The sequence below is a fragment of the Caballeronia sp. genome (genome assembly GCF_028292365.1).
Taxonomy (GTDB): domain Bacteria; phylum Pseudomonadota; class Gammaproteobacteria; order Burkholderiales; family Burkholderiaceae; genus Caballeronia.
In genome coordinates this window covers 1-3,234 of the sequence record NZ_JAQGMM010000177.1, presented here as the reverse complement: position 1 = coordinate 3,234, position 3,234 = coordinate 1, and the positions used below count along the sequence as shown (strand labels likewise).

The following is a 3,234-nucleotide window of genomic DNA, read 5'->3' as shown; positions in this document are numbered from 1 at the left end:
CCTTCGATTCCGCCGGCCAACGTTGTTCGGCGTTGCGCGTGTTGTGCCTTCAGGACGACGTCGCGGATCGCACGCTCGAAATGCTCACCGGCGCGATGCAGCAGCTCGCGATGGGCAATCCCGATCGCCTTTCCACCGATGTCGGCCCGGTGATCGATGCCGAAGCGAAGCAGAGCATCGACGCGCATATAGCATCAATGCGCGAGAAGGGCCGCAACGTCGTGCAACTGCCCATGCCAGAAAGCTGCGCCCAAGGCACATTCGTCCCGCCGACGCTGATCGAACTTGATTCCATCGACGAGTTGAAGCGCGAAGTCTTCGGCCCGGTACTTCATGTAGTGCGGTATCGCCGGGCACATCTTGATAAACTGCTCGACCAAATTAAAGCGACGGGGTACGGGCTGACGTTGGGCATTCATACGCGTATCGATGAAACCATCGCGCACGTCGTCAGCCGCGCGCATGTGGGCAACATCTACGTGAACCGGAACGTGATTGGCGCAGTGGTCGGCGTGCAGCCGTTCGGCGGCGAAGGTTTGTCGGGCACGGGTCCGAAAGCGGGCGGCGCTCTGTACTTGCAGCGGCTGCTTGCCAAGCGTCCCACGGGCTTGCCGAAATCGCTGGAAAGCGCGTTGATCGTGGATCAGACGGCCGCGAACGAAACGCCGGCTGCATTGACCGCGTTGCGCGATTGGGCGATCGCCGAGCGTGATCCGCAAACGGCGGCACGTTGCGAAGGCCATCTGCAACACGTGATGGCCGGTGCGACCGCCGTGCTGGCCGGTCCGACCGGTGAGCGGAACACCTATACGCTCGGCGCACGCGGAACGGTTCTGTGCGTGGCATCGACGGCAAGCGGCGCCCGTGCGCAACTCGCCGCGGTGCTCGCCACGGGCAATAAAGCGCTGTTTTCTGGCGCTGCAGGTGAACAACTCGTGGCTGCGTTGCCGGCGTCGATCAAGCCGTATGCATCGACGCTTAAGAGCCAGGACGCGGCCTTCGATGCGGTCTTGTTCGAAGGCGACAGCGACGAATTGATGGCGTTGGTGAAGGACGTCGCGAAACGCCCGGGACCGATTGTTTCGGTGCAGGGCGTGCCGGCGGGAGCCTTCGCCGACGACGCTCACGATGGCGAGCAGGAATACGCGCTCGAACGGTTGTTGACGGAACGCTCGGTGAGCGTGAACACGGCAGCCGCGGGCGGCAATGCGAATTTGATGACGATCGGCTGAGCTGTTATCAGCACGGCGGGTTGGCTCAAACAAACGGCAGCAGGCACGGCGATCCCGGCACACGCTGCCACTTACATGGGAATCAGGAGAGTTTATGGATTACACGATGAAGAAGCTGGCAGCAGCAATGTTGGTCGCAGGTCTGTCGGTTGCTGCAACAGCTCAGGCTCAAACCGCTGAAGACGTGAAGGTAGGATTCGCCGGCCCGATGACCGGCGCGCAAGCGCACTACGGCAAGGATTTCCAGAACGGCGTGGTGCTCGCGGTTGAAGATTTCAACGCGACGAAGCCCGTGATTGGCGGCAAGCCGGTTCGCATCGTGCTCGATTCCGCTGATGACCAGGCTGATCCGCGCACCGGCACGACCGTCGCGCAGAAGTTGGTAGACGACAACGTCAAGGGCATGCTCGGTCACTTCAACTCGGGTACGACGATCCCCGCTTCGCGCATCTACGCGAACGCCGGCATTCCTGAAATCGCGATGGCAACCGCGCCGGAATACACGACGCAAGGTTACAAGACCGCATTCCGCATGATGACCTCCGACACGCAGCAAGGGTCGGTGGCCGGCGAGTTCGCGGTGAAGACGCTGAAGATGAAGAAGATCGCGATCGTCGATGACCGCACGGCCTATGGCCAGGGTTTGGCCGACCAGTTTGAGAAAGCTGCGAAGGCATCGGGAGCGACGATTGTGGATCGTGAATACGCGAACGACAAGGCTGTCGACTTCAAGGCCATCCTGACCAAGATCAAGTCGTTGAATCCGGACCTCGTGTACTACGGCGGCGCCGATTCGCAAGCGGGCCCGATGGTCAAGCAGATGAAGACGCTGGGCATGCGCGCGCCGTTGATGGCGGGCGAAATGGTCAAGACCGACACGTTCCTGAAGATCGCCGGCACTGCAGCCGACGGCACAGTGGCGTCGCTGGCTGGTTTGCCGCTCGATGAAATGCCGGGTGGCGCGGCTTATGTTGCGAAGTACAAGGCGCGGTTTAACGAAGACGTGCAAACGTACTCGCCGTACGCGTACGACGGCGCAATGGCCATGTTCGCGGCTATGAAGAGCGCGAACTCGACCGATCCGGCGAAGTATCTGCCTTTGCTCGCTAAGACCGACATGGCCGGTGTGACGTCAAAGCAGCTCGCGTATGACTCGAAGGGTGATTTGAAGAACGGTGGCATCACGCTGTACAAGGTCGTCGATGGCAAGTGGACGACACTGCAAAGCGTGGGTGGTAAGTAAGTTTTAGTTGGTGTTGTGAGGTTGTTGCAAGCCCCGCATGCGTTCTGCGCTGCGGGGCTTTTTTGCACACTAGGCGTTGAAATCCTCTTCCCAGTACTCATTCTCCCGGCGTGCATCACTGCTTCGTGCTTCTTCAGTTTTCCTCAGTTCCACGCGACGAATCTTGCCCGATATCGTCTTTGGCAGTTCATAAAACTCGATGCGTCGAATGCGCTTATAAGCGGCCAGTTTCTGCGCGGCGAACTTCAGGATTTCACCGGCAGTTTCCTTGGTCGGTTCATAACCGTTGCGCAACGCGACGAACGCTTTCGGCACCGATAGCCGCAGCGGATCCGGACTCGGCACAACCGCCGCTTCGCCCACCGCCGGATGTTCGATCAGCACGCTCTCCAGCTCGAACGGACTGATGCGGTAATCCGATGCCTTGAAGACATCGTCGGAGCGGCCTACGTAGGTGAAGTAACCATCGTCATCGATTGACGCTACATCGCCCGTACGATAATGCCCGCCGCGCATCGCGTCCTGTGTCTTCGACGGATCATCCACGTAGCCGTCCATCAAACCCAGCGGCTTGGGGTCGAGGATCAGCGCGAGTTCGCCTTCCTTCGCGGGGTTATCGTCGTGATCGAGAAGCGTGATCCGATACCCGGGCAATGGCCTGCCCATCGAGCCCGGCTTCATCGGCTGGCCAGGTGAGTTCGCTATCTGCGCCGTGGTTTCGGTCTGGCCGAAACCATCGCGTAACGTGAGGTTCCAGGC

General features: G+C 60.3%; 2 protein-coding genes and 1 pseudogene. 2 read left to right on the top strand and 1 reads right to left on the bottom strand.

The genetic code is table 11. The features are described from left to right. A partial coding sequence (locus JWR14_RS10950) for an aldehyde dehydrogenase family protein (RefSeq protein ID WP_299705798.1) occupies positions 1-1,232 on the top strand: 1,232 nt, incomplete at its 5' end. 94 nt (positions 1,233-1,326) lie between these two features. After that, on the top strand, positions 1,327-2,475 hold the full coding sequence (locus JWR14_RS10945) for a branched-chain amino acid ABC transporter substrate-binding protein (protein WP_299705796.1): 1,149 nt from the start codon (positions 1,327-1,329) through the stop codon (positions 2,473-2,475). Positions 2,476-2,544: 69 nt separating this feature from the next. Here JWR14_RS10945 and JWR14_RS10940 read toward each other — a convergent pair. After that, a pseudogene (locus JWR14_RS10940) lies at positions 2,545-3,234 on the bottom strand (AMP-binding protein); the annotation flags it as partial.

What these genes read in the sequence shown, in the direction of transcription:
- JWR14_RS10945 (WP_299705796.1), top strand. Translation starts at nt 1,327, where the DNA reads ATGGATTACACGATGAAGAAGCTGGCAGCAGCAATGTTGGTCGCAGGT.